Origin of the sequence: Cellulosimicrobium sp. JZ28 (assembly GCF_015327065.1) — a bacterium.
Taxonomy (GTDB): Bacteria; Actinomycetota; Actinomycetes; order Actinomycetales; family Cellulomonadaceae; genus Cellulosimicrobium; species Cellulosimicrobium funkei.
Genome location: NZ_CP017660.1, coordinates 2,870,090 through 2,894,603, shown reverse-complemented (window position 1 = coordinate 2,894,603; position 24,514 = coordinate 2,870,090). Strand labels below are relative to the sequence as shown.

The 24,514-nt window shown below is 74.4% G+C and carries 20 protein-coding genes, 1 tRNA gene and 1 riboswitch; of the genes, 14 read left to right on the top strand and 7 right to left on the bottom strand.

Annotated elements, in window-relative coordinates:
• Positions 1 to 2 precede the first annotated feature (2 nt).
• Entirely contained in the window at positions 3 to 707 is a 705-nt protein-coding gene (locus BJP59_RS13035; protein ID WP_171468269.1) for an arsenate reductase/protein-tyrosine-phosphatase family protein, read from the bottom strand.
• A gap of 255 nt (positions 708 to 962) precedes the next feature.
• Here BJP59_RS13035 and BJP59_RS13030 point away from each other — a divergent pair, with 255 nt between their 5' ends.
• Positions 963 to 1,403 carry an adenylyltransferase/cytidyltransferase family protein gene (locus BJP59_RS13030; RefSeq protein ID WP_021483197.1) on the top strand — a complete coding sequence of 147 codons (441 nt, stop codon included), beginning with the start codon at positions 963 to 965 and terminating at the stop codon, positions 1,401 to 1,403.
• A gap of 12 nt (positions 1,404 to 1,415) precedes the next feature.
• On the opposite strand, the gene BJP59_RS13025 is transcribed toward BJP59_RS13030, so the two are convergent.
• Positions 1,416 to 1,634 carry a PLD nuclease N-terminal domain-containing protein gene (locus BJP59_RS13025; RefSeq protein ID WP_021483198.1) on the bottom strand — a complete coding sequence of 73 codons (219 nt, stop codon included), beginning with the start codon at positions 1,632 to 1,634 and terminating at the stop codon, positions 1,416 to 1,418.
• Between the two features lie 258 nt (positions 1,635 to 1,892).
• Here BJP59_RS13025 and BJP59_RS13020 point away from each other — a divergent pair, with 258 nt between their 5' ends.
• From BJP59_RS13020 to BJP59_RS12975, 10 genes are all read left to right on the top strand, one after another.
• Entirely contained in the window at positions 1,893 to 4,079 is a 2,187-nt protein-coding gene (locus BJP59_RS13020) for a carbohydrate-binding module family 20 domain-containing protein (protein WP_194521127.1), read from the top strand.
• A gap of 124 nt (positions 4,080 to 4,203) precedes the next feature.
• A complete protein-coding gene (locus BJP59_RS13015; RefSeq protein WP_228485052.1) occupies positions 4,204 to 4,983 on the top strand; it encodes a MazG family protein in 780 nt (259 codons plus the stop codon).
• 207 nt (positions 4,984 to 5,190) lie between these two features.
• Complete coding sequence (gene eno, locus BJP59_RS13010; RefSeq protein WP_021483383.1) at positions 5,191 to 6,477, top strand: phosphopyruvate hydratase; 1,287 nt, start codon at positions 5,191 to 5,193, stop codon at positions 6,475 to 6,477.
• Between the two features lie 192 nt (positions 6,478 to 6,669).
• Positions 6,670 to 7,491, top strand: coding sequence for an FtsB family cell division protein (locus BJP59_RS19825; RefSeq protein WP_228485051.1), 822 nt, complete (start codon positions 6,670 to 6,672; stop codon positions 7,489 to 7,491).
• Between the two features lie 41 nt (positions 7,492 to 7,532).
• Complete coding sequence (locus tag BJP59_RS13000) at positions 7,533 to 8,060, top strand: DUF501 domain-containing protein (RefSeq protein ID WP_228485050.1); 528 nt, start codon at positions 7,533 to 7,535, stop codon at positions 8,058 to 8,060.
• A 21-nt stretch (positions 8,061 to 8,081) separates the two neighbouring features.
• The gene (locus tag BJP59_RS12995) at positions 8,082 to 9,116 is read left to right on the top strand and encodes a Ppx/GppA phosphatase family protein (RefSeq protein WP_086150888.1); all 1,035 of its coding nucleotides are present in this window, start codon (positions 8,082 to 8,084) and stop codon (positions 9,114 to 9,116) included.
• Positions 9,117 to 9,327: 211 nt separating this feature from the next.
• Complete coding sequence (locus BJP59_RS12990; protein WP_034651541.1) at positions 9,328 to 9,660, top strand: PadR family transcriptional regulator; 333 nt, start codon at positions 9,328 to 9,330, stop codon at positions 9,658 to 9,660.
• Entirely contained in the window at positions 9,660 to 11,066 is a 1,407-nt protein-coding gene (locus BJP59_RS12985) for a hypothetical protein (protein WP_194521126.1), read from the top strand. The genes BJP59_RS12990 and BJP59_RS12985 overlap by 1 nt, the downstream gene beginning before the upstream one ends.
• Positions 11,067 to 11,257: 191 nt before the next feature.
• On the top strand, positions 11,258 to 12,748 hold the full coding sequence (locus tag BJP59_RS12980; RefSeq protein ID WP_043656236.1) for an NAD(P)/FAD-dependent oxidoreductase: 1,491 nt from the start codon (positions 11,258 to 11,260) through the stop codon (positions 12,746 to 12,748).
• 151 nt (positions 12,749 to 12,899) lie between these two features.
• A tRNA-Leu gene (locus BJP59_RS12975) sits at positions 12,900 to 12,976 on the top strand.
• A gap of 42 nt (positions 12,977 to 13,018) precedes the next feature.
• On the opposite strand, the gene BJP59_RS12970 is transcribed toward BJP59_RS12975, so the two are convergent.
• Together BJP59_RS12970 and BJP59_RS12965 are read right to left on the bottom strand one after the other, a co-directional pair.
• The gene (locus tag BJP59_RS12970; protein WP_194521125.1) at positions 13,019 to 13,414 is read right to left on the bottom strand and encodes a VOC family protein; all 396 of its coding nucleotides are present in this window, start codon (positions 13,412 to 13,414) and stop codon (positions 13,019 to 13,021) included.
• An 84-nt stretch (positions 13,415 to 13,498) separates the two neighbouring features.
• A complete protein-coding gene (locus tag BJP59_RS12965) occupies positions 13,499 to 14,425 on the bottom strand; it encodes a VOC family protein (RefSeq protein WP_114553774.1) in 927 nt (308 codons plus the stop codon).
• 86 nt (positions 14,426 to 14,511) lie between these two features.
• A riboswitch (TPP riboswitch) is annotated at positions 14,512 to 14,640 on the top strand.
• Here BJP59_RS12965 and BJP59_RS12960 point away from each other — a divergent pair.
• The 3 genes from BJP59_RS12960 (at position 14,631) to BJP59_RS12950 (ending at position 17,063) form a co-directional block, all read left to right on the top strand.
• The gene (locus BJP59_RS12960) at positions 14,631 to 15,383 is read left to right on the top strand and encodes a TenA family protein (protein WP_021483086.1); all 753 of its coding nucleotides are present in this window, start codon (positions 14,631 to 14,633) and stop codon (positions 15,381 to 15,383) included. It overlaps the preceding riboswitch by 10 nt.
• A 113-nt stretch (positions 15,384 to 15,496) precedes the next feature.
• Positions 15,497 to 15,979 (top strand): helix-turn-helix domain-containing protein, encoded by a 483-nt coding sequence (locus tag BJP59_RS20240; RefSeq protein ID WP_009866253.1) that lies wholly within the window; start codon positions 15,497 to 15,499, stop codon positions 15,977 to 15,979.
• 67 nt (positions 15,980 to 16,046) lie between these two features.
• Positions 16,047 to 17,063 (top strand): DUF6882 domain-containing protein, encoded by a 1,017-nt coding sequence (locus tag BJP59_RS12950; RefSeq protein ID WP_194521124.1) that lies wholly within the window; start codon positions 16,047 to 16,049, stop codon positions 17,061 to 17,063.
• Positions 17,064 to 17,093: 30 nt separating this feature from the next.
• On the opposite strand, the gene BJP59_RS12945 is transcribed toward BJP59_RS12950, so the two are convergent.
• The 3 genes from BJP59_RS12945 to BJP59_RS12935 all read right to left on the bottom strand — a co-directional run bounded on the left by BJP59_RS12945 (position 17,094) and on the right by BJP59_RS12935 (position 24,479).
• The gene (locus BJP59_RS12945) at positions 17,094 to 17,699 is read right to left on the bottom strand and encodes a ClpP family protease (protein WP_009866251.1); all 606 of its coding nucleotides are present in this window, start codon (positions 17,697 to 17,699) and stop codon (positions 17,094 to 17,096) included.
• Positions 17,699 to 18,364, bottom strand: a complete 666-nt coding sequence (locus tag BJP59_RS12940; protein ID WP_043659111.1) for a ClpP family protease — start codon at positions 18,362 to 18,364, stop codon at positions 17,699 to 17,701. The genes BJP59_RS12945 and BJP59_RS12940 overlap by 1 nt, the downstream gene beginning before the upstream one ends.
• Before the next feature lie 91 nt (positions 18,365 to 18,455).
• Positions 18,456 to 24,479 carry an Ig-like domain-containing protein gene (locus BJP59_RS12935; RefSeq protein WP_228485049.1) on the bottom strand — a complete coding sequence of 2,008 codons (6,024 nt, stop codon included), beginning with the start codon at positions 24,477 to 24,479 and terminating at the stop codon, positions 18,456 to 18,458.
• Positions 24,480 to 24,514: the final 35 nt, after the last annotated feature.

Genomic DNA, 24,514 nt, shown 5'->3' with positions numbered 1-24,514 from the left:
GGTCAGCGCAGGCGCCAGCTCCGCCGGCCGCCGTGTCGGGGGGAGCTGCTGCCGCCGCGCCCGGTGGGGTCGGTGCCGTCCCCGCCGCCGGGGAACGGCGGCGTGCGCGCGCCCCGCTCGGTGAGGGTGGGGGACCACTCGAGGCGCCGGGCGGCGGGCGGGTGCACGACGCGGGCGACCGCCGCGACCGCGGTGTCGATCGTCGTGAACGCCTGCCGGTAGGCCCGCTCGGAGCGGCCGTGCGGGTCCGGGATGTCGAGGGGCGTGCGCGGGGTGATCGTCCGGACGCGCTGGGCGCTCGCGATCTCCGGGAGGCGGGCGATGCGGTCGGCGTCGCTCTCGTCCGGGTCGACGGGCAGGTCGATCGCCGAGAGCAGCGCGGCGAGCTCCAGGAGCGTGTAGGTGCGTCGGACTGCCTGCGGGACGAGGGTGACGACGGCGGCCCGCTGGGCCCGGGACATCGTGAGGACGAGGTCCGCCTGCTCGATCATCGCCGCCGTGAGCTGCCGCCCGGTGTGCGTCGCCGCCTCCAGGCCGCGTGCCGCGAGCAGCCGCGCCATCGGCTCGTCGAGCGGTGCCCCCTCGAGCGCGTGCGTCCCGGCGCTCGACACCGTGACGCTCGTGTCGCTGCGGATGCTCAGCAGCCTCTCGGCGGTGGGGGAGCGGCAGACGTTCCCGGTGCACACGGTGAGGACCTGGGACGGCATGACTGAGGTCGGCACTCCCTCCGGTGCGCGGGGACGTCGTCCGGAAAGGCGACCGACCGAAGGTAGCACGCAGCGATCGGGCCCCTGCCGGGCGGGCGGGCGGGTGCGCTCCCACGCGCTCGTCGAGCCCACAATTCACCCGGTGGGCCTCCTTCTTCACCCTCGGAGGGCGTGGTTCCGGGCCTCCTCCCGGTCCTAGCCTGGATGCGGCCCCCTCGCCGTGCGGGGCGCGCGGCCGAGGACGGGAGGACGGGCATGAAGGTCGGGTACGCCCCCGGTGCGTGGGACCTGTTCCACGTCGGGCACCTCAACGTCCTCCGGCACGCCCGCAGCGAGTGCGACTACCTCGTCGCGGGTGTCGTGGACGACGACATGCTCGAGCTCGCCAAAGGCCGGCGCCCGGTCGTCCCCGTCACGGAGCGCGCGGAGATCGTCCGCCACGTCCGGTTCGTCGACGAGGTGTTCGTCGAGACCCAGCCCGACAAGCTCGAGACCTGGCGCCAGCGCCCGTTCGACGTGTTCTTCAAGGGCGACGACTGGCGCGGCACCCCGAAGGGCGCGGAGCTGGAGCGTCGCTTCGCCGAGGTGGGCGTCGAGGTCGTCTACTTCCCCTACACGGTGCACACGTCGAGCACGGCGCTGCGGCGCGCGCTGACGCTGCTGGAGCCGACGGCCGGGCTCACGGTCGAGGGCTGAGCCCTCCCGCGGTCAGCTCTTGCGGCCGTCGAGGAAGTAGGCGATGGGCCCGACCCAGTTGACGAGGAGCGCGAGGCCCCACGCGAGCTTGGTCCCGTTCACCTGCTCCGCCGGCCGACGCACGAGGTCCCGGTACGCCGCGGCGGTGAGCGTGACCTGGGCGGCTCCCACGACCCCGACGGCGATCCGCTGACCCTTCGTCAGGTCCTTCCACCGGCGCTTGGTTCCCATGGCGTCTCCTCTCGGTTCGTCCTCCGACGCTATGCCGTCCGGGCCGCCGCCGCACCGGCACGACCCGACCGCACGACCCGTCGACACAGGTCGTGACAGCCCGCGCCGGTCTCTGTAAGGTTGCAGCAACATCCGGAAACATCCTGCAAAGCCGCAGGTGCCGGTCGCGCCCGCCACCCCGGGGCGCTCGTCATCACCGCGTGGCCCGTCCGTGCTCGACGCCGAGCGAGGGGCGGCCGCATCCTCGAAGGAGCTGCAATGACGCGCACCACCGACCTCGCCGGACCCCCGGCGCCCACCCCCGTCCCCGCAGGACGCCCCGCCCGCCCGCACCGCGGGCGCCTGCGCCGCGTCCTCGCGGCCGGCGCCTCGGCGGCCCTCGCGCTGACCGCGGCGCTGGCCGCGGTCCCGGTCGCCGGACCCGCCGCGGCCGCGCCGCCCGTGCCGACGCCCGTCGTCGACTCCCCGAACGGCCGGGGCGACGTGATCCTCAACCTCTTCCAGTGGACGTGGGACTCCGTGGCCGCCGAGTGCACGAGCACCATCGGCCCGGCCGGGTTCGGCTACGTCCAGGTCTCGCCGCCGCAGGAGCACATCCAGGGCACGGCCTGGTGGACCTCCTACCAGCCCGTCAGCTACAAGCTCGAGTCCAAGCTCGGCACCCGCGCCGAGTTCCAGCGCATGGTGAGCACGTGCAAGGCGGCGGGCGTGGGCGTGATCGTCGACGCGGTCGTCAACCACACGGCGGGCGCCGACACCGGGTCCGGCACCGGGACCGGCGGGACGAGCTACTCCGTGGACAGCTTCCCCGGCGTCCCGTACGGGCCGAACGACTTCAACGACTGCCGGTCGAACATCAGCAACTACGGCGACCGGTACAACGTCCAGAACTGCCGCCTCGTCTCGCTCCAGGACCTGCGGACGGGCTCCGACTACGTGCGCGGCAAGATCGCGGGCTACCTCAACGACCTCCTGTCGCTCGGCGTCTCGGGCTTCCGCATCGACGCCGCGAAGCACATCCCGGCCGCCGACCTCGCGGCGATCAAGGCGCGGCTCACGAACCCGAACGTCTTCTGGGTGCACGAGGTCATCGGCGCGAGCGGCGAGCCGATCCAGCCCTCGGAGTACCTCGGTTCCGGCGACTCGCACGAGTTCTTCTACGCGCGCGAGCTCACGTCCCGGTTCGACGGCCAGATCAAGGACCTGCGCACCATCGGCGACAACAAGCTGCCCTCCGACCGCGCGGGCGTCTTCGTCGACAACCACGACACCGAGCGCAACGGCGAGACGATGAACTACAAGTGGGGCGCCAAGTACCGGCTCGCCAACGCGTTCATGCTCTCGTGGCCCTACGGCGCACCGAGCGTCTACTCGGGCTACACGTGGAGCGACAAGGACGCGGGTGCGCCCGGCGCCTCGGCCACCTCCGTGCCCGACGCGAGCTGTGCCGACAGCGCGTGGGTCTGCACGCAGCGCTGGACCGAGATCGCGGGCATGGTCGGCTTCCACAACGCGGTCGCCGGGACCGCGGTGACGGGCTGGTGGGACGACGGGAACAACCACATCGCCTACGGGCGAGGCGCCAAGGGCTACGTGACGATCAACAACTCCGCGAACGCCGTGACGCGCACCTACCAGACCTCGCTCCCCGCCGGGACGTACTGCGACGTCGTCGCGTCGAAGGACTGCTCGAAGACCGTCTCCGTCTCCGGCTCGGGCACCTTCACGGCGACGGTGCCCGCGTACGGGGCGCTCGCGCTCCACGTCGGGGCGCGCGGCGACGGCGGCACCGGGGGCCCCGGGCCCGTCGACCCGGCCGGCACCACGACCGTCTACTACGCGACCGACAAGGGCTGGAACGCGTACAACGTCCACTACAAGGTCGGCACGGGCGCCTGGACCGCCGTCCCCGGGGTCCCGATGACGGCGGCCTGCACGGGCTGGGTCTCGCGGCAGATCAGCCTGCCCAGCGGGGCGACGGGCGCGGCCGCGACCGTCACCGCCGCCTTCACGAACGGCTCGGGCGCCTGGGACAGCAACGGCGGCAAGGACTACTCCCTGTCCGGCGCCGCGGTCGCCGTCTCCGGCGGGACGGTCACGGCGGGCGACCCGTGCGACGGCGGCGGGTCGCCGGGCGGGCCGGTCGAGGGGCAGGGCGATGCGTCGTTCTCGGTCACCGCGACCACCACGTGGGGCCAGACGGTCCACGTCGTCGGCAGCATCCCGGCGCTCGGCTCCTGGGCGCCCGCGAACGGCGTCCCGCTGTCGTCGTCGGCCTACCCGGTGTGGACCGCGCGCGTCGACCTCCCGGCCGGCACGACCTTCCAGTACAAGTACGTCAAGCGCGACGGCGGCGGGAACGTCGTCTGGGAGAGCGGAAGCAACCGCACGGCGACGGTCGGCGCTGACGGCTCCGTGACGCTGTCGGACACCTGGCGGTCGTAGCGCTGCCGCCATCCCCACCACGCGGTCGTGGCCCAGCCCGGGCCACGACCGCGTGCTGGGGCCAGGCAGCGACGGCACGCTCGACCGACGGCGACCGCGTGCCCGGCGAACCTACGATGAGGCGGTGACCGCCCCCGAGCCCTCGGCAGCCCCGGACCCGCACGAGCCGACGCACGACCGCGCGCCCGACGCCGCGACCGACCCGCTGCGCGACGTCGTCGCCGTCATGGACCGCCTCTACTCCCCGGGCGGATGCCCGTGGGACCGCGAGCAGACGCACGTCTCGCTCGTGCGGTACCTCCTCGAGGAGGCGCACGAGCTCGCGGACGCCATCGAGACCGACGACCGCGCCGGGATGCGCGAGGAGCTCGGCGACCTGCTCCTGCAGGTGCTGTTCCACGCGCGCATCGCGAGCGAGGAGCCGGACCCGTTCACCGTCGACGACGTCGCCGCCGACCTCGCGGCGAAGCTCGTGCGGCGACACCCGCACGTGTTCGCGGACGCCGACGCGACCGACCTGCACGGGCAGTGGGACGCGATCAAGAAGGCGGAGAAGCAGCGCTCGTCGGTGCTCGAGGGCATCTCGCACACGCAGGGGGCGCTCGCCCGCGCGCAGAAGGTCCTGTCCCGGGCCGGGCGCGGCGGCCTCGGCGACGTCGTCGGCGCGGCGCTCGCGGCGCCGTCGGGCACCGGGCCGGGTGCGGCCGGCGAGGACGGCGCCGGCCCGACGCCGGACGAGCGGCTCGGGCGCGAGCTGCTCGCGCTCGTGGCCCGCGCGGAGGCCGACGGGCTCGACGCGGAGGCCGCGCTGCGGGGCGAGCTGCGGCGCGTCGAGGCGCGGATCGTCGCGGCCGAGACGTCGGCAGGGGCGCCCGCGGAGCCCGGCCCGGCGGTGCAGGGCTGAGGCGGGACGTTCGTCCCGATCGTCGACGCGCAGGTCCCCGACCCGGGGCCCACGGACCGGACGCAGCGGCGCAGGTCACAACCGGGCACTAGGCTGTGGTCGTAAACCCACCATCGTCGCGGGCGCGCACGCGGCGTCCCGGGTTTCCCTGCCCGGGTCCGCCACCACCGTTCGAAGCGCCCGCAGCCCTGCCCCGAAGGAGCACCTGTGGCCAGCATCGAAGCCGTTGGAGCGCGCGAGATCCTCGACTCCCGCGGAAACCCGACCGTCGAGGTCGAGGTCGTCCTGGACGACGGGACGTTCGCCCGCGCCGGAGTGCCCTCGGGCGCGTCGACCGGTGCGTTCGAGGCCGTCGAGCGTCGTGACGGCGACAAGTCCCGCTACCTGGGCAAGGGTGTCGAGGGCGCGGTGAACTCCGTGATCGACGACATCGCCCCGGAGCTCATCGGCTTCGAGGCCGAGGACCAGCGCCTCATCGACGCCGCCCTCATCGACCTCGACGGCACCCCGAACAAGGGCAAGCTCGGCGCGAACGCCATCCTCGGCGTCTCGCTCGCCGTCGCGAAGGCCGCCGCGAAGAGCGCGGGCCTCGACCTGTACCGCTACGTCGGCGGCCCGAACGCGCACGTCCTGCCCGTGCCGATGATGAACATCCTCAACGGCGGGTCGCACGCGGACTCGAACGTCGACATCCAGGAGTTCATGGTCGCCCCGATCGGCGCGTCCTCGTTCCGCGAGGCGCTGCGCACCGGCGCCGAGGTCTACCACGCGCTGAAGTCTGTGCTCAAGGAGAAGGGCCTGGCCACCGGCCTCGGCGACGAGGGCGGCTTCGCGCCGAACCTCGCGAGCAACCGCGAGGCGCTCGACCTCATCCTCGTCGCGATCGAGAAGGCCGGCTTCGCGCCGGGCACCGACGTGACGCTCGCCCTCGACGTCGCGTCGACCGAGTTCTTCAAGGACGGCGCGTACCAGTTCGAGGGCGGCGCGAAGACGCCGGCCGAGATGATCGCCTACTACGAGCAGCTCGTGCGCGACTACCCGCTGGTCTCCATCGAGGACCCGCTGTCCGAGGACGAGTGGGACAGCTGGTCGCAGCTCGTCGCCGAGGTCGGCGACCGGGTGCAGATCGTCGGCGACGACCTGTTCGTCACCAACCCGGAGCGCCTCGCGAAGGGCATCGAGCTCAAGGCGGCGAACTCGCTCCTCGTGAAGCTCAACCAGATCGGCACGCTCACCGAGACGCTCGACGCCGTCGAGCTCGCGCAGCGCAACGGCTTCACCGCGATGGTGTCGCACCGCTCGGGCGAGACCGAGGACACGACGATCGCGGACCTGTCCGTCGCGACGAACGCCGGCCAGATCAAGACGGGTGCCCCCGCCCGCGGCGAGCGCATCAACAAGTACAACCAGCTCCTGCGCATCGAGGAGGCGCTGGACGACGCCGCCCGCTACGCCGGCCGTGGCGCGTTCCCGCGCTGGACGGTGCAGGGCTGACCTGCGGCTGACCGTCGGTCGCGCACGATCCCGCCGGGGCGACCCGGCACCCGGAGCCCGGAGGGCCGCTCGTCGGCCCGCCGGGCTCCGGCGTGTCCGGGCGGGTGAAGAAGTCGTGTCGATCGCCTCACGTTCGCGGGCGCACCGCGCGTGCTCCCGGCGCGCCGCGTCTCGCGGCAGCACAATCGGGGCATGCCGTCCTCGCGTCGTCCCCCGCGCCCCGGTGCCCCCGCGCGGCCGGGCTCCGGGCCCGCGCGCGGCACGTCCGGGACGAAGCCCACGAAGCGCTCCGCGTCCTCGGGGACCGCGAGCCCGCGCCCGGCGTCCACGGGCGCCCCGCGGACGGCGTCGGGCTCCTCGGCGAAGTCTCCGGGCGGCGGCTCGACCGCCCGGACCCCGTCGTCGTCCGGAGCGCGCCGCCCCGCCGCCCGACCGAGCAGCGCGACGTCGACGCGACGTGCGGCCGGCCCGGCGCCCGAGGACCGGCGTCGGAGCCGCTACGGCTTCCTCCTGCCCGAGGTGGTGACCGTCCGGACCCTGGTCCTGTCCGTCGTCGTGCTCCTCGCCGCGGTGCTCCTGCTGCCGACGCTGCGCGCGTACGTCAACCAGACGGGGGAGCTGCGCGAGCTGCGCGCCGGCCTCGAGCAGGCGCAGGCCGAGCACACCGAGCTCGAGGCCGAGCTCGCCCGCTGGGACGACCAGGCGTACGTCGAGCGCGAGGCGCGGGACCGGCTCAACTTCGTCATGCCGGGGGAGCGGCCGTGGCGCGTGCTCGACCCGGAGACGGTCGTCGACGACACCGACCCGCAGACCGGGCGGACGATCACGGACGGGCCCGTCCGGGGGTATGAGGAGGGCACGCCCTGGTACGAGGCCATCTGGGAGTCGGTGCAGGTCGCGGGCGGTCCGCGCACGTCCGCCGGTGACGACGCGGGGACGTCCGACGGGACCGCGCCCGCGGGCGAGGAACCGGCCGGCGACGAGGGCGCTCCGCCGAGCGGGGAGAATGGGTGAGGCGTCGTCCCGACGCCACCGACCGACCCGAAGGAAGTCCCGTGCCCGACGCCCGCCTGGCCATCCCCGCCGACGACCCGGACGCCGTCGTCACCGAGCGCGACCTCGAGACGCTCGCGGAGCAGCTCGGGCGCACCCCGCGCGGCGTCGTCGGCATCGCCGCGCGGTGCGCGTGCGGGCGCCCGCTCGTCGTCCGCACGGCGCCGCGGCTCGAGAACGGCACGCCGTTCCCCACGACCTTCTACCTCACGAGCCCGGGCGCGGTCGCGGCCGCGTCGACGCTCGAGGCGAACGGCGTCATGAAGGAGATGTCGGAGCGGCTCACCGAGGACGAGGAGCTCGCCGTCGCCTACCGGCGCGCGCACGAGCACTACCTCGCGCAGCGCGAGGCGCTCGGCCACGTCGAGGAGATCGACGGCATCTCGGCGGGCGGGATGCCCACGCGCGTGAAGTGCCTGCACGTCCTCGTGGGCCACGCGCTCGCGGCCGGGCCGGGCGTCAACCCGCTGGGCGACGAGGCGCTCGAGCGCGTGCGCGACGTGTGGCGCCCCGACCGCTGCACCTGCTGACCGCGTGGCACGCTTGGACGCATGACCTCTGGCTCCACCTCTCCGCTCACCCGGGACCCGGGCGCGACCGCCGCGCCGGCCACCTCGCCCGCCCCCGTCCCGCCCGGCGCCTCGCGCGTGGCGGCGATCGACTGCGGCACCAACTCGATCCGCCTCCTCGTCGCGGACGTCGACCCGCAGGCCGGGACGCTCGTCGACCTGGACCGCCGCATGGAGGTCGTCCGGCTCGGCCAGGGCGTCGACCGCACGGGTCGGCTCGCCCCCGAGGCGCTCGCGCGCACGCTCGACGCCGCGCGCCGCTACGCGCAGGTGATCGCCGACCTGGGCGCGACGCGGACGCGCTTCGTCGCGACGTCGGCCACGCGGGACGCCGAGAACCGCGACGAGTTCGTCGCGGGCGTCCTCGACGCGCTCGGCGTCGAGCCCGAGGTCGTCTCGGGCGAGGAGGAGGCGGCGCTGTCGTTCCGCGGGGCGACGTCGACCGTCGCGGCCGTGCGCCCCGGCCCCTACGTCGTGGTGGACCTCGGCGGCGGCTCGACGGAGCTCGTGCTCGGCACGACGACGCCCGACGCCGCGTACTCGATGGACGTGGGGTGCGTGCGCATGACGGAGCGGCACCTGCGCTCCGACCCGCCGACCCCCGAGGAGGAGGCGGCGGCCCGCGCCGACGTGCGGGCCGCGCTCGACGACGCGGCCCGCGTGGTGCCGCTCGGGCGGGCTGCGACGCTCGTCGGGCTCGCCGGGTCCGTCACGACGGTCACGGCCCACGCGCTCGGCCTCGCCCGGTACGACCGCGACCGGATCAATGGGTCCGTGCTGCCGGTCGACACCGTGCTCGCCGCCTGCGACGACCTGCTGCACCGCACGCGCGCCGAGCGCACCGCCCTGGGGTTCATGCACCCCGGGCGCGTCGACGTCATCGGCGCGGGCGCGCTCGTGTGGTCGGAGGTCGTGCGCCGTGTACGCGACGACGTCGCCGCCGCGGGCGGGTCGCTCACCGAGGTCGTGACGAGCGAGCACGACATCCTCGACGGCATCGCCTGGTCGCTCGCCTGACCCGGGGTCGCCCCGGCGGCCCCTCCTGCCCGACCGCCGAGCCCGGCGTCGCGTGGCACCGGCCGCCCGGTGCCCGCGGCCCGGGCTCCGGCGTCTTCGGGCGAGGGGCGTGTCGTGTGCACGGTACTGCGCATCGCACGGTAGTGTGCATCCCGTGATCCCGGTGGCCGAGCACCGGGACGGACCGGGGCCACGCCCGACGGAGGGACGGATGGACACCACGCAGCTCCTCAAGGGGGTGCTCGACGCGGCGGTGCTCGCCGCGGTCGAGGCCGAGGACGGGTACGGGTACGACGTCGTGCGGCGCCTGCGCGCGGCGGGGCTCGAGGACGTGGGGGACGCGTCCGTGTACGGGACGCTGCGGCGCCTGTACGCGGGCGGGGCGCTGACCACCTACGTCGTGCCGTCCGACGCCGGGCCGCACCGCAAGTACTACGGGATCAACCCGCAGGGCCGGGCCATGCTCGACCTGCACCGCAAGGAGTGGCAGACGTTCGCGGGCACCGTGTCCGCGCTGCTGCGGACCGGAGAGGTGGCCGCCTGATGAGCACGACGACCCCCGCGCAGCCGCCCGCCGGCGCGCCCGTCGGACGGGCCTTCTACGGGCACGTCCACGCCTACGCCCAGGAGGTGCGCGCGCACCTCGCCGACCTGCGCCCCGACCAGGTCGAGGAGCTCGCCGACGGGCTGGAGGCCGACCTCGCCGAGGCGGTCGTCGACGCGCCCGGCGCGCTCCCGCGCCGCGCCCCCGCTCCGGCGTCGTCCGACGGCGCTCCGGCCGGCACAGACGGCACAGACGGCACGGACGGCGCGGAGGTGCTCGACGACACGGGACTCGACCTCGTCGCGTTCTTCGGTCCGCCCGCCGAGTACGCCGCCGAGCTGCGCACCGCGGCCGGTCTGCCTCCTGCTGTCCCGGGCGCCGCGCGCGGCCCGCGCCCCGGGGTGCGCCGTCGGCTGGCCGGGCTCGGCGAGATGCTCGCGGCGGACTGGCGCGCGGGGTGGCAGCCCGTCACCACGTCGCCGCAGTGGGCCTCGACGGCCGAGTTCCTGCGCGCCCTCACGCCCGCGTGGTGGATCCTGCGCGGCTGGGTCGTGGCGACGCTCCTGCTCGCCCTGGTCGCGGGATACCAGGTGGCCGTGCTCCCGCCGGACCTGTCCGCGCGCGTCGTCGTGCTGATCGCGGTCGTCGTGAGCGTGCAGTGGGGCCGGGGCCGGTGGCTGCCCACCCGCGGGCTGCGGAAGGTCGGCCGTCCGCTGTCGGTCGCCGCGGCCGTCGCGGCCGTGCCCGCCGTCCTCGTCGCCGCCTCGGCGAGCGCGTCGAGCCCGTACGCGTGGGACCGCGGCTACGAGCAGGGCCGCAGCGACGCGAGCAGCGGCCTCGTGAGCAGCGTGTCGTTCGGGAGCGGGGACTCCCCGGGCACGGCGGGCGTGTGGGTCGACGGCGCGCAGGTGTCCAACCTCTTCGTCTACGACGCGGCGGGCGAGCCGCTCCGCGACGTCCAGGTCTTCGACGACCGCGGCCGCCAGGTCCGCACGATCACCGAGGAGGGTGCCTCCGGGGCGTGGGCGGTGCCCGACGTCGAGGGCACGTGGTACTTCCAGCCCGCCGTCTCGACGGACGGGCGCGAGCGGTGGAACGTCTACCCGCTGCGCGCGGTCGCCGGGGAGGACGTCGAGTACCCCGAGGGCGACGGCCGCCCCGTCCCCGCGACGGGGACGCGCACGCGCGACATGCCGTGGCCGTTCCTCCAGGCACCGACCGCGGTGCCGTCGAGCGTCGGGACGGGGGAGACGTCGTCGGGCACGGGCGGGGCCAGCGACGCGCCGGCCGACGAGCCGGCCGAGGGCGATCCGGCGCCGTCGCAGGAGGCCCCCGCGACGCCGCCGACGGGCGGGGTGCCGCCCGCACCGACCGGCCCGACGCCCGTCGTCGGCGCGATCGGCTGACCGGCAGGCCCGGGGTGGTGCGCCGACCGCGGACGGCGGCGCACCACCCCGGCCCCGGGCCCTGCGGAATGTCGCCTGTGCCCGCGTGTGCCCGCCTCTGTGCCCGTCCGTCCGTGCGGCGTGGGGCGCGTCACGCCCGTCAGGCGGACGCTCCGGCTCGCCTGTGCCGCAACCGGTAATACTCTGGAACCATGCCTCAGAATGACCTGACCTCGGTCAGCCGTGCCCAGACCGCTTCGCCGCGGCCCCGCAAGGTGCCCCGCGTCGTCGTCCTCGGCGGCGGTTCCGTGGGTCTGTACGCCGCCCGCCGGCTGCGCAAGAAGCTCGGTCGCCGCGAGGCGGCGATCGTCGTCGTCGACCCGCGCCCGTACATGACGTACGCGCCGTTCCTCCCCGAGGCGGCCGCGGGCTCGATCGACGGCCGCGACGTCGTCGCGCCGCACCGCCGTGCGCTCAAGGGCGTCGACGTGCTCCAGGGCAAGGTCGTCTCGATCGACCACACGGACCGCCGCGTGACGATCCACCCGGAGGAGGGTGACGACTACTCGGTCACGTACGACCACCTGATCGTCGGCCTCGGCTCGGTGTCGCGCACGCTGCCCATCCCGGGCCTGGCGGAGAACGCGATCGGCTTCAAGAACGTGGAGGAGGCCATCGCGGTCCGCAACCACGTGCTCAACCGCATGGACGTCGCGTCGTCCACGTGGGACGAGAAGCTGCGTCGCCGCATGCTCACGTTCACGTTCGTCGGCGGCGGGTTCGCGGGCATCGAGGCGCTGGCCGAGATCGAGGACATGGCCCGCTACGCGACGCGCAACTACGCGACGATCGAGGAGAAGGACCTCCGCTTCGTCATGATCGAGGGCGCGGGCCGCATCCTGCCCGAGCTGAGCGAGCCCATGGCGCAGTACGCGCTCGACGAGCTGAAGAAGCGCGGCATCGAGTTCCACCTCAGCACGTTCCTGTCGTCGTGCGTGGACGGCCACGTCGTCACGTCGACCGGGGTCGAGTTCGACTCCGACACGATCGTGTGGACCGCGGGCGTCAAGGCGAACCCGGTCCTCAAGGAGTCGTCCGACCTCCCCGTCGACAAGCTGGGCCGCATCACCGTGCTGCCGACGCTCCAGGTCGCGGACGCCGACGGCAACGTCGTGCCGAACGCGTGGGCCGCGGGCGACTGCGCCGCCGTCCCGGACGTGCTGAACCCGGGCAAGTTCTGCCCGCCGAACGCGCAGCACGCCATCCGTGAGGCCACGCGCCTCGCCGACAACCTCGCGCTCGAGCTGCACAGCGAGCCGCCGGTCGAGTACCGCCACAAGAGCGTCGGTACGGTCGCGTCGCTCGGCCTGTACAAGGGCGTCGCGGAGCTGTTCGGCGTGTTCAAGCTCCGCGGGACGCTCGCGTGGCTCATGCACCGCAGCTACCACGTCATGGCGATGCCGACGGGGAACCGCAAGATCCGCATCTTCATCGGCTGGATCGGCCAGTTCCTCATGGGCCGCGAGCTCGTGTCGCTCGGCTCGCTGCACGACCCGCGCGCGGAGTTCCGCGCCGCGTCCGTCCCGCCCAAGAAGGACGGCGACCCGGTCAAGCAGACCGCGCAGGGCTCGGCGGCCGCGGCGGAGTCCGGTGCGGGCACCGTCGACGCCGACGACCGGACGCCGGCGGCGAAGGCCTCCTGAGGTCGCGGCCGGGCCCGGCCCGGCCGTCGTGCCCGACGACGAGGGGCGAGCCGCGCGTGCGGCTCGCCCCTCGTCGCGTCCCGGTCCCGAGCGGGCGGCCGTCGTGGCGACGGGCCCGGGGAGCCCCGCGCGCGCGGTAGATTCGGCCCGCGCCCCCATGGCCCAACTGGCAGAGGCGGCCGGCTTAAACCCGGCGTGTTCCGGGTTCGAGTCCCGGTGGGGGCACCATGCCGACGGGCGGTCGGCTCCGAGGCGCCAGGCCTCCCCGGGCTAGGACAGCCCCGTCGGGCCCTCCGGCTCGGCCGGGAGAGCGGCCTCCTGGCCGAGGATCACGACGGTGCCGTCCGGGTCCTGTACGCGCGCGACGCGCTCGCCCCACGGCTGGTCCGCGGGCGGCTCCAGGACGGGCACGCCCGCGGCCGCGAGGTGCTCGACGGCGCGGTCGCAGTCGTCGACGTACACCCACAGCACGACGCGGGTGTCCGCCGGAGGCGGGTCGCCCTGCCCGAGCCCGAGCGGCGACCGGCCCACGCGCACGCTCACGTAGACGGGCGGGCCGTCGTCGGGGAACGCGTACTCGACCGTCCCGCGCAGCAGGTCGCGGTAGAAGCCGAGGGACCGGTCGAGGTCGGCCACGGTGAGGACGGGGAAGAGGCTGCGGAACACGGTCGCTCCTCGGTGCGCTCGGCGGGTCCTCCCATCGTGCGCCTCGTGCCCCGGGCGCGCGCTCCGTGCCCGGGGCGCCGCGCCTCAGCGCGCGAGCAGCTCCTCGGTCGTGGTACCCGGGACGGACAGCGTCACGCGCGTGCCCCACGGGTCGTGCACGACGACGGAGCGGCCGTCGTCCGCGTGCTCCAGCCCGCGGGCGCGGAGGCGCGCGACGAGCGCGTCGAGGTCCTCGCGGCCCGGCACCGTGACGGCGACGTCGCCGAGCCCGAGGCTCGCGGCGCGGGGCCCGGCGCCCGCGCTGTTCCACACGTTCATCGCGACGTGGTGGTGGTACCCGCCCGCGGACGCGAAGAGCGCCCCGCTGTACCCGGTGAGCGTCGCCTCGAAGCCGACGGCGTCGACGTAGAAGGCGTGGGCGGTCGCGACGTCGCCCACCTGGAGGTGCACGTGGCCGACGCGGCCCGCGAGCGAGGGGCCGGCGTCGAACGTCTCCTGGTCGAGGTGCGTGCGCAGGTAGGCGTTCGGGTCGAGGAACGTCGTCGTCATGAGGATCTGGCCGTGCTCGCGCACCCACGTCTCGCGGGGGCGGTCGGTGTAGAGCTCGACGCCGTTGCCCTCGGGGTCGGTGAAGTAGAACGCCTCGCTGACGAGGTGGTCGCTCGACCCGACGAAGGTGCCGCGGCGGTCCTGCGCGGCGCGGTAGACGGTCGCGGCGAGGCTCGGGCCGTCGTCGAACAGGAAGGCCGTGTGGAACAGGCCGGCCTGGCGCGGGTCGACGGGCGGCAGCCCGGGCGTGTGCACGAGGCGCAGCATGGGTGTGCGGCCGCGGCCCAGCACACGGTGCACCTCCGAGCCGCGCGACCGCTCCTCGAGCGGGGCGAGGGCGAACGCGCCCGTGTAGTACGAGGTCATGAGCTCGAGGTCGCCCACGCGCAGCGTGACGGCGTCCATGCTCGTGGACGGGGACAGGAGGCGGTCGGTCGGCGCGCCCGGCGTGCTCGTGGTCATGTCTCCTCCAACTTGTTGTCGCTACAACTATATTCCCACGCCGTGGCGAGGGCTGCCGCAGCCACGTCGTCCTTGCTAGGGTCGGCGCGAACCACGCGGGGCGTCCCGCCCAGGCCACGGCCTGGGCCGAGGGACTGAGACGAGCGGTACGGCCGCCCGGACCCGTCGAACCTGATCTCGCTAGCACGAGCGGAGGAACGTGGGCATGACGACGCCTGCTGCCATCACCCTGAACCCTGTCCTCGCGGACGACCCGACCGCGCTCGTCCGGCAGGAGGAGACCGGCTTCACCGCCGACCTCGCCCGCCGGTACGCGGACCTCTTCGAGACGTTCTACGACCACCCCTTCCTGGCCGGGCTGCGCGACGGCTCCGTCGAGCCCGCCGCGGTCCGCCACTACGTGGGCCAGGACCACCAGTACCTCACGGCCTACCTACGCTGCTACGGCCTCGGCATGGCCCTCGCGCCCGACCGGTCGTGGGCGGCCTACTTCCATGACAAGGCCGGATTCCTCCTCGACGACGAGTCGCACGCGCACCACGCGATGTGCGACTTCCTCGGCGTGACGTACGAGGAGGCGCAGACGCACCGCCTCGCGCCGAGCGCGCAGGCCTACGTGGACCACATGACGGCGGCCGGCCGCGACTCGCTCGGCGTGCTGCTCGCCGCGCTGCTGCCGTGCCCGTGGACCTACATCTGGTCCGCGCGGCGCTTCTGGCTCGGCGAGCGCGAGACGACGCCCGGCGCCCTCGGCGACGACCACCCGCTCGCGGGCTGGTGGCAGTTCTACGCGGCCGAGCGCACCGAGGACGTCCTCACGGACCTGCGCGCACGCCTCGACGCGCTCGCCGCGGACGCGGGCGAGGCGGAGCGCGCGCGCATGGAGCGCGCGTTCGAGCTGAGCTGCCGCCACGAGATCCGCTTCTGGCAGATGGCCTGGTCGCTCGAGCGCTGGTGACCCGTCCGGCCGGGCGCGCGGCCGGCGTCGCGTCGTGCGCCCGGCCTTACGCCAGCAGCAGATACCCACCCGGGTGCCTCGGCACTCGGGTGGGCCGCGGGTAGCGTGAACGCATGGACGCGACGAGCGCGGTGCCGGGCACGCTGCCGGACGTGGTGCCGGACGGGGTGACGCCCAGCCCCCGCTCCCGGGCGGGCGGACGGGCGGAGCCCCTCCTGCGCCACGTCATCGGGGGGATCCTGCGGCGGGCGCGGCTCGCGCAGGGGCGCACGCTCGTCGACGTCGCGGCCGCCGCGCGCGTCTCCACCGCCTACCTGTCCGAGGTGGAGCGCGGGCGCAAGGAGGCGTCGTCCGAGGTCCTCGCCGCCGTGTGCGGCGCCCTCGGCCTGCGGCTCGTCGACCTCGTCGCCCGCACGGGCGAGGAGCTCCGGCCGCTCGCGCCCGTCCGCGTGCTGTCCTCCGCGCGAGAGCGCGGTGCCCTCTCCGCGCCACGGCACGTCGCCCCGGTGGGCGAGCCCGTGCGGGACCTCCCCGTCGCCGAGACGCTCCGACGTCCGACGGCGCGCGCCGGCGACGTCCTGCTCCTCGCGGCCTGAGCGGCGGTCCCGTCGCACCGCGTGTCGTGCGGGGGCCGGGCGCCGTGCGCGCCGCTACCGTCGGTCCATGACGGAGCCGCAGACCGCGCACGGCACGGCAGCCCAGGACGTCCCGGCCCTCCAGGACCTCGTCGACGACGCCGCGTTCCTCTCCCACGAGCACCAGCTCCACCTGACGGACCTCCACGGCGACGACGCCTGGGCCGCCGACCTGACCACCGGGGTCTTCACCTTCACCGCGCCCGACGGCGGGACCGCGACGTGCCGCCTCCAGTTCCTCGGCACGGCCGCGCCCGGGCCGGGCACGTGGATGTGGGCGTGGCAGAACGTCAACGGCTTCCCCGACGCCGTGCTCACCGCCGCCGAGAGCACGCGCCGGACCGGGCTGCGCGAGGCCGCCGAGCCGGAGCTCCCGCTGGCCGACGACCTCGCCCACCGGCTCGCGCTCGCGGCCAAGGCCGTGACCGGCTCGTTCGCCCACTACAGCGCCCCCGTCGGCGGCGGCACGCGGGCGTGGTTCCTCCTGGACGACGCCGACCTCGCCCTGCCGGCACCGAGCGTGCCGCGCGTCGTGCGGACGCTGAGCGAAGGGCTGCTGTCCGTCACGGTCGTCGACCACCGGCGCGCCGTCGCGTCCTACGCGAGCGCACGTGGCCTGCCGGCCGTCGAGGACGGGACCGGCGCCGTCGTGCTGGACGTGCCCGACGGCACCGTGACCGTGCGGTTCGACGAGCGCGGACGGATCGCGGGCATCTCCGCGTCGTCCCGACGGACCGCCGCGCCCGAGGCCGCTGCGCCCGAGGCCGCTGCGCCCGAGGCCGCCGCGCCCCTGGCCGCCGAGCCCGAGGCCGCAGCGGCGGAGCCCGAGGCCGCGGCGTCGGAGCCGGCCTCGGCAGACCCTGCGGCCTCGGAGCCGACGGCGCCCGCGCTCACCGTCCCGGAGCCGCCGGCGGAGGAGCCGACCGCGCCCGAGCCTGCGGCCGCGGCGCCGGACCCGGCCGTGCCCGAGCCGTCGCCCGCGGAGACGACCCCCGAGCCGCGCCGCCGGTCGTGGTTCCGACGACGCGGCCGACGACGCGGCTGACGACGTCCGGGCCACCCCCGCGGTCGGGCGTCACGCCGCCGCGGCGAGCTTGCGCGAGGTGACGACGGCGTCCGCGACGCCGTACTCCACGGCCTGGCGCGCGGTGAGCACCAGGTCGCGGTCGGTGTCGGCGCGCAGGCGCTCCACGGTCTGGCCCGTGTGCCGCGCCAGCACCTCCTCCGTCTCGGACCGGATCCGGAGGATCTCCTCGGCCTGGATCGACAGGTCCGAGATCGTGCCCTCCCCGCCGCCCGACGGCTGGTGCAGCAGGACGCGCGAGTGCTCCAGCACGAACCGCTTGCCGGGCGTGCCCGCCGCGAGCAGGACGGCCGCGGCCGAGGCCGCCTGACCCATGCAGATGGTCGAGACGTCGCAGCGGACGAACTGCATCGTGTCGTAGATCGCCATGAGCGCGGTCGCGGAGCCGCCCGGGGAGTTGATGTACAGCCCGATCTCCTGGTCCGGGGCGTCCGACTCCAGGTGCAGGAGCTGCGCCATGACGACGTTCGCGACGCCGTCGTCGATCTCCGTGCCGAGGAACACGATGCGCTCCGACAGCAGGCGGGAGAAGACGTCGAACGCGCGCTCGCCCAGCGGCGTGCGCTCGACCACGGTCGGGATCGTGTAGCTCGCCATCACAGACCCACCTTCCGGGCCGCGCGGGCGGGGCGGACGTCGTCGACGCTCTCGACGATCCGGTCGACCATCCCGTACTCGAGCGCCTGCTGCGCGGTGAACCAGCGGTCGCGGTCGGAGTCGTCGGCGATGGTCTCGACGGACTGCCCGGTGCTCTCCGCGAGGAGCCGGTGCATGAGCCCCTTGGTGTACACGAGGTTCTCCGCCTGGATCGCGATGTCGACGGCGGTGCCCCCGATCCCGGCCGACGGCTGGTGCATCATGATCCGCGCGTGCGGCAGCGCGAACCGCTTGCCCGGCGTCCCCGCGCACAGGAGGAACTGGCCCATGCTCGCGGCGAAGCCCATCGCGACGGTCGACACGTCGTTGGGGATGAGCCGCATCGTGTCGTAGATCGCGAGGCCGGCGCTCACCGAGCCGCCGGGGGAGTTGACGTAGAGCGCGACGTCCGCGCGCGGGTCCTCCGCCGAGAGCAGGAGGAGCTGTGCGCACAGGCGGTTCGCGACGGCGTCGTCCACGGCCGTGCCGAGGACGACGATGCGCTGGTGGAGCAGGCGCGTCGTGAGCTGGTCGTCGAACGACGAGGCCGCCGGGGCGGCGGCCTCCGCGCGCGGGGTCCGGTGGTGGTCGCCGACGGCGGGTCGGCCGGTCAGGTGCGTGGTCATGCGACCACCCTGCGCCCGCCCGGGCCTCGCGAGGAGGCCGATCTGCCGTCGGCTCATTCGCCGACGGCAGATCGGCCGTCTCAGGACCGCGTCACAGGATGGGCCAGGGCTTCGGTTCGACGGTCACGCCGTTCCCCGGTGAGATGCTCACCGTCACCGTCGCGGTGCGCTGCGTGCCGTACGGGTTGCCGAGGATGCACCCGAGGTCGACGTAGCTGCCGGCCGCGAGGTACTCGGTCCAGGAGTAGCTCCCGACCTGGTTGCCGTCGTAGTAGCACCGGAAGGTGTAGGTGCCGGACGGGAACGTGGAGTTCGCGTTGACCCGGAAGACCGTGCACATGTGGCCGGTGCAGTTGCCGTAGCCGGGCTGCGTGTTGCGCTGCGGACCGCGCGTCACCCAGACGCTCGGCGGGACCGGGCGCGGGTCGGTGCGGTGCGTCGCCCACCCGCTCCACGGCCCGCACCCGGCGGCGTTGCACGCCTGCGCCCGGAGGCGGAACGTCTGGTCGTAGTCGTTCCCGACGTCGACCGTCTGCCCCGAGCCGCTGGACCCGCCCTCGATCTGCCAGTTGTAGCGCGAGACGCCGTTGCCGCCGTTCGACGAGGGCGCGGAGATCGAGAAGCGGCCCGAGGTCGCGCTCAGTCGGGACACGGACACGCCCGGCTCGCTGGGCTTGCCGTACGCGCTGATCTGCCCCGACGCCGGGCTCGACGTGGACGTGCCGCCCTTGTTCGTCGCGGTGACGGTGAACGTGTAGTTCCCGGCGGGGAGGCCCGTGAAGTCGACGGACGTACCGTCGACGTCCCTCTTCGCGCCCCCGGGCGACGCCGTGACGGTGTACTTCGTGATCGGGCTGCCGTTCGCGTCGGCGGCGCCCCACGACACGCGCGGGATGCCGCTGTCCTGCCCGCCGCCGCCCACGTTCTGCACGCTCGGCCGGGGCGGAGCCTCGGGGCGCCCGTAGGGGACCACGGCTGCGGACGCCGCGCTCTCCGCCGTCCGGCCCGCCTTGTTCTCGGCCGTCACCGTGAACGTGTACGACGACTCGTTGTCGAGGCCCGTCGCCTTGTGGCTCGTCGCGGTGAGGGAGAGCGCGGCGCCGTCGCGGGAGCCGTTCTTGTACCGCTGCAGGGTGTAGCCCTTGATCGCGTCGCCGTTCTCGAACGGCGCCTTCCACGACACGTCGATCGAGCCGCCGTTGAGCGGCGAGTCCGCGGCGCGGACCGCGCTCGGCGTCTCCGGGACGTCCGGCAGGCCCGCCGGGATCTCCTCGGCCGAGTACTCGCCCCAGTCCGAGGGGTCGGGGGCGAGGTTGTTCGCCCGGACCCGGACGCTGTACGCGGTGCCGTTCTCGAGCCCGTTCCACACGTACTGGGTGCCCGAGAGCGCCGTGACCTGGACGGCGCCGCCCTTCGGCGCCGGGGAGATCTCGAGGTCGACCGTCTCGATCGGCGAGCGGTCGGTGTAGGTCTTGTTGGTCCAGGTGACCGTGAGGGACTTGTCGCCGAACTCGAGGGTGGGTGCGGCGGGCGGGTCGGGCTTCTCGTCCGGTCGCGCGACGGCGGAGGCCGGGGAGGCGGGTCCGTCGCCGACGGCGTTGGTCGCGTAGACGGTGAAGGTGTACTCGACGTTGTTGGTCAGGCCGTCCAGGGTGCAGGTGGTGGTGCCGCAGGCCTTCTCGTAGCCGTTCTGGGAGCGCACGGTGTAGCCGGTGATGTCGGCGCCGTTGTTGTTCGGCGGGTCCCAGCTGAGCACGACCGTCTTGGAGCGGACCTCGACGACCTGCGGGGTCGAGGGCGCCTCCGGCTTGCCCAGCACCTTGAGCTGGACGCGGCCCTCGACCATGCGGTCCGGGTCCTTCGTCGCGTCCTGGATCCGGTAGACGACCACCATGACGCCCACGAACGAGTCGGCGGGCGTCACGACGACGTCGCCTCCGCTGTACGACACGTCGCCGCTGCCCGTCTCGACGCTCGCCGCCACGATCTCGAGCGGCGTGTCGGGGAAGGGGTTGGAGTCGTTGGCCAGGACGGGCACGGTGGTGGCCTTGCCCTGATGGGCGTCGTCGACGGTGTCGGGGTTGGCGCGGGCCAGGGGCCGGGTCGAGGCCACGACGGTCAGGGTCGCGGTGCCCTCGACCGGGGGGTGCTCGCCGTCGGTGACGGTGATCGGGACCTGCACGACCGAGCCCTTGGGCACGTCCGGGGTCGCCTGGGCGCGCAGCGTGGTGCCCTCGACGGACACGGTCACGCCCTGCGCCTGGCCGGTGGCCCTGAAGGTCAGGGGGTCGCCGTCGGGGTCGGTCGCGAAGCGCGCGAGGTCGATCGAGGCCTCCTCGCCCGCCGCGACGTCGAGCGTCGGGGTCGACAGCTCCGGCGGCAGGTTCTCCGGCGGCACGACGCTGATCGGCAGCGTGAGCAGCGCGGTGTGGCCGTCGGGGTCGTCGGGACCGGAGCCGTCGGTGACCTCGAAGGTCACGGCGGCGGGACCGACGTAGTCCGCCGCGGACGTGTAGGTGATCTCCGTGGTCGAGAGGACCTCGCGCGTGCCCTCGAGCGCCGTGACCTTCTCCTCCGTGGTGAGCCGGGGAGTCTTGCCCTCGACGACCAGGACGTAGTCCGTGATGTCGATGGGCAGCGGCTCGCCGCTCACGACCTCCAGGGGCGTGATGCCGGGACGGAGGGTCGGGGCCTGGTCGGTGAGGCCGGGGACCTTGACGAAGGCCTTGGCGGTCAGGCCGTCGATGTCGGTCGCGGTGTAGGTGATGACCTGGCGGCCCTCGGTGAGGGTGACGGTGAGCTCGCCGTCGGGCGTGACGCTCGCGGTGGTCGCGTCGGTGGTGACGGTGAGCTCGCTCGCGGCGCCGTCGGGGTCCTCGTCGTTGTCCAGGACGGGGACGGTGACCTCGGTCTTGCCCAGGATGTCCTCCACGGGCACGGTGTCGTCGCGCGCGACCGGGGGCAGCAGGGGCGCGTTCGCCGAGACGTTCACGGTGACCGCGCCGGTCGCGCGGGCGCCGTAGGTGTCCTGGATCTGGTAGTAGAACGTGTACGAGCCGTCCTGGTCGGGCGAGGTCAGCACGATGCGGTCGGCCACGACCTCGGCGTCCAGGTCGTGGGTGTCCTCGATCCCGCCCGGGACCAGGCCGACCTGGTCGCCGTCGGGGTCGGTGTCGTTGGCCAACGCCGCGACCGAGACCGTACGCCCCGGACGCACCGTCACCTCGTCGTCCACCGCGACCGGCGACTGGTTGGTGTCCGCGGGACGGGCGATGCCGACGTTGACCGTGCCCGTGGCGGTGGCGCCGCGCGCGTCGAGCACGGAGTAGGTGAACGTGTCCGCCCCGGTCGCGTTCTTCGACGCCGCGTACTCGATCATCCCGTCCACGACCCGGGCGGTGCCCTTGCCCGCGGGGGTGGCGATGCCGGTGACCTGGACGGAGTCGCCGTCGGGGTCGATGCCGTCCAGCGGGACCGCGATGCGCACGCTGGACCCAGACAGCACCCGGGCCTCGATCTCGCGCGGCTGCGGCGGGGCGTTGTCCTCGCCGTCGCGGATCCGGATCGTGACCTGGGCCGAGTCCTCCTGCCCGTTGACGTCCCGCACCCGGTAGATCGCGTACGCCGTGCCCGCCTCCGAGCCCGCCTTGAACCGCAGCGTGTCCTCCGACACGAACGCCTCGCCCAGCGCCGGGTCCACGTCCTGCTCCAGCTCGGGCTGCAGGAACAGCTCCAACCCGTCCGGGTGCGTGTCGTTCTTCAGCACCGGGACCGTCACCACGTCCCCCGCGTGCACCGTCACCTCGTCCGCGACCGCGTTCGGCGGCTGCAACCGCGTCGGCGCCGGCACCGGCACCACCCGCACCTGGCCGGTCGCGGTCTCGGTGCCGTTGGAGGCCGTGTACTCCACCGTCACCGGCGCGTCCAGGCGCCGGATCTCGGTCACCCGCAGCATCTGGTGGGCCAGGATCGCGACCGACACCCCGGCGTCGGCGGGCACGCGCACGGACTGCACGACGAGCACGCCGCCCGCGGGGTCCGTGTCGTTCGCGAGGACGTCCACGAGCGTGGACCCTCCCGCCGGGAGGAGCGCGGTGTCGGTGACGACGACGGGCGCGCCCTCGGCCGCGGACGGCGGCAGGACGTCGACCCGGACGAGGCCCGTGGTCGCGTTCGGGCCGTCGGTCACCTGGTACGTCAGGTCGTAGGAGCGCGGCTCCATCGAGAGGAACGTGAACGTCCCCGCGTCGTAGTTCGGCGTGATCTGCGCCGGGGCGGACTCCGAGACCGACGCCAGGCGCAGCTCGTCCCCGTTCGGGTCGGTGTCGTTGCGCAACGGCTCCACCGTCACCGGCTGCCCCGCCGGGACCACCACGTGGTCGCTCACCGCGACCGGCGGCTGCGGACCGGGCACCACGTCGACCAGCAGCTTGCCCTCGAAGGACAGCTCGCCGTCGGAGACGAGCAGGGTCACGATCTTGCGCCCGGTCGAGCCGCCGCCGTCGCGCAGCTCGACCGTGCCGTCGGGGCGAGAGCGCACGTCGTCGCCCGCGACCGTCGCGGCCGCCGACGCGAGGTACAGGTCGTCGCCGTCCGGGTCCTTGAAGAAGGGCAGCACCTTGATCGTCGCGGCGCCGCCCTGGGCGACGCGCAGGACCGGGTCACCGGTCTGCTCGGGGGGAGCGTTCTCGCCCCAGGGGGACACCTTGAGGGTGACGCCCGCCTCGGCGACGCCGCCGCGGCCGTCGGACACGGAGTACCGGAACGACCCGGTGCCCTCGGCGTCCTCGGGGACCACGGCCTGGAGCGCGGCGCCGCCCATGATGGTCTGCACGGTCGCGTTCGACGGCGAGTCCCCGACGAGCGACGCCGTCATCACGTCCCCGTCCGGGTCCACGTCGTTGCCCAGCACCGGAAGGATCGTCGTGCGCCCCGGACGTACCCCGAACGCGTCGTCCTTCGGCTGCGGCGGCCGGTTCGGCTGGGACCGGTCCGCGATGAACTGGTCCACCTGCTCGGGGTTCGTCAGCTCCGCGTCGGCCTCCTCGCCCTCGGCCTCCTCCGGCATCTGGACGTCCCAGTCGTCGACCTTCTGGTACTCGTCCGCCGCCATCCACAACGTCCCCGCCGACAGGTCGTTGAGCACGATCACCTGCCGGTTCACCCGGTACTCCAGGCGGGTCTGGGGGTCCAGCCCTTCGAGGCGCTCGTCGACGTCGCGGTCGGTGCCCTCGCAGTCGCGGATCACCTGGCCGGTCGAGGCCCACGCCCCGTACGTGCACGACCCGAGGCGCACCGGGGCGGCCGGTACGCCCTGGGCGGCGCGGCGCTGGGCGTCGCCGCCCTTCAGGGGCTGGGTCACGAGCGCGTCGGTCGTCGCGACGACGACGTCGCCCGACCCGGCGGACGGCTGCTGGAGCCGCGCCTGCTCCGCGCCCTCGACCGCGACGGTCCGGCCGCCGGGCAGCACGAGCTGCGAGGCGGAGCGGTCGAGGACGACGGGCTCGTCACCGACGGCCGTCACCTCGACCTCGGCGCCCTTCCCGACCGGGAGGGACGTCGACGCCGGGTCGCCGGAGACGGCGCCCTTGCTCGTGGTCTCGACGGTCCACAGGGCCCCGGTCGACGGGACCGCGACGAAGACCGTCCCGTCCTCGGACACCGTCAGCGCACCGTCACCGCCGACCTCGGCCGTCGGGTCGAGCTTCTCGGCGTCGAACGAGGTGGCGCCGTCGAACGGCAGGACCCACAGCAGGCCCTCCTCGCCGTCGAGGATCGCGGTCGTCGCACCGCCGGAGGCGACCTGCGCCCCGGCCGGCAGGCGGATCTGCCCGGTGAGCTTGAGGTGGGCGACGTCCACGGGGGACGACGTGCTCGTCCCCTGGTCGTCGAGGAGGACGCGGCCCGCGTCCTGCTGCACGTCGAACGACGCGCTGCCCGCGTTGAGCGTGCCGTCCATCGCCTGGGACTCGTAGTTGAACCGCCCCACCAGGCCGGCCGACGTCTTCGTCACCCACACGCCCGAGTCGTTGAGGTCCACGTCCGCCGTGGCCTCGCCCTCGTAGAGCAGCGCCATGCCCACCAGCGCCGTCGAGAACACCGACACGGTGCTCACCGACGCGACGGTACGACGATGCTCGCGGATGGTCG

Excerpts from the sequence above, each read along its gene's own strand:
- BJP59_RS13035 (WP_171468269.1), bottom strand. The coding sequence starts at position 707 with ATGCCGTCCCAGGTCCTCACCGTGTGCACCGGGAACGTCTGCCGCTCC.
- BJP59_RS13030 (WP_021483197.1), top strand. The coding sequence starts at position 963 with ATGAAGGTCGGGTACGCCCCCGGTGCGTGGGACCTGTTCCACGTCGGG.
- BJP59_RS13025 (WP_021483198.1), bottom strand. The coding sequence starts at position 1,634 with ATGGGAACCAAGCGCCGGTGGAAGGACCTGACGAAGGGTCAGCGGATC.
- BJP59_RS13020 (WP_194521127.1), top strand. The coding sequence starts at position 1,893 with ATGACGCGCACCACCGACCTCGCCGGACCCCCGGCGCCCACCCCCGTC.
- BJP59_RS19825 (WP_228485051.1), top strand. The coding sequence starts at position 6,670 with ATGCCGTCCTCGCGTCGTCCCCCGCGCCCCGGTGCCCCCGCGCGGCCG.
- BJP59_RS12995 (WP_086150888.1), top strand. The coding sequence starts at position 8,082 with ATGACCTCTGGCTCCACCTCTCCGCTCACCCGGGACCCGGGCGCGACC.
- BJP59_RS12990 (WP_034651541.1), top strand. The coding sequence starts at position 9,328 with ATGGACACCACGCAGCTCCTCAAGGGGGTGCTCGACGCGGCGGTGCTC.
- BJP59_RS12985 (WP_194521126.1), top strand. The coding sequence starts at position 9,660 with ATGAGCACGACGACCCCCGCGCAGCCGCCCGCCGGCGCGCCCGTCGGA.
- BJP59_RS12980 (WP_043656236.1), top strand. The coding sequence starts at position 11,258 with ATGCCTCAGAATGACCTGACCTCGGTCAGCCGTGCCCAGACCGCTTCG.
- BJP59_RS12965 (WP_114553774.1), bottom strand. The coding sequence starts at position 14,425 with ATGACCACGAGCACGCCGGGCGCGCCGACCGACCGCCTCCTGTCCCCG.
- BJP59_RS12960 (WP_021483086.1), top strand. The coding sequence starts at position 14,631 with ATGACGACGCCTGCTGCCATCACCCTGAACCCTGTCCTCGCGGACGAC.
- BJP59_RS20240 (WP_009866253.1), top strand. The coding sequence starts at position 15,497 with ATGGACGCGACGAGCGCGGTGCCGGGCACGCTGCCGGACGTGGTGCCG.
- BJP59_RS12950 (WP_194521124.1), top strand. The coding sequence starts at position 16,047 with ATGACGGAGCCGCAGACCGCGCACGGCACGGCAGCCCAGGACGTCCCG.
- BJP59_RS12945 (WP_009866251.1), bottom strand. The coding sequence starts at position 17,699 with ATGGCGAGCTACACGATCCCGACCGTGGTCGAGCGCACGCCGCTGGGC.
- BJP59_RS12940 (WP_043659111.1), bottom strand. The coding sequence starts at position 18,364 with ATGACCACGCACCTGACCGGCCGACCCGCCGTCGGCGACCACCACCGG.